Annotated in this window: 1 protein-coding gene; it reads right to left on the reverse strand. The window is 53.3% G+C overall.

Translation table 11 applies throughout. The features are described 5' to 3' along the window. Positions 1-554 (reverse strand): hypothetical protein (locus Q4528_RS12650; protein WP_303521810.1); only part of this gene is annotated, 554 nt, incomplete at its 3' end. Positions 555-608 lie beyond the last annotated feature (54 nt).

Below are 608 nucleotides of genomic sequence, written 5' to 3' on the forward strand. Positions count from 1 at the left end.
TCACTGACATGTCCAACATGTGAGAGGCTGTTTGGGAAAAACCCCCAGTCCGAGCCGATCCCCTCGACCCAAAGTGCCTGTCCTTTTGACAATGTTTCGCGGAAAGCACCGTCAACGCCACAGATTTGGTTGAAGAACGGAGGTTCGGTGACCACGATTCCGCTGCGGCAACGTTTAGAACCGAGACTAGGGTTGGAAACGATCACCTGCCTTTCTCGCGGTTCTGAAACCACCACTGCTGCGAACATGGGAACAGTGCCGATTATGGTCAGGAAGAAACACCCTCCGACAATGAGGGCATAGGTAAAAGACGCGAGGTGATCCCATTTGAAGATGGTGAACAGAACCGAGAAGTGCAGCACAACACCCAGTGCAACGGCCGCGAATGTGGCATAAGGGGCTACTGAAGAATAATAATCCTGTGACAACAATATCTTAGGACCTAAGTGATCCATCACGAACCACCAGCTTCCGGTCACCCCGAAAAACCCCAGCAGCAATGCGCAGACCCGTCCAAAACCGCTCGCCCAAAGTTCGCGGAAAGGATCCAACATTGACGTTCTAAGATGGGGCGGCGGCCGCTTTCTCGGCAATGGGCGCATCAGACT

Source organism: Staphylococcus pasteuri (assembly GCF_030547725.1).
GTDB classification, from domain to species: Bacteria; Bacillota; Bacilli; order Staphylococcales; family Staphylococcaceae; genus Staphylococcus; species Staphylococcus pasteuri.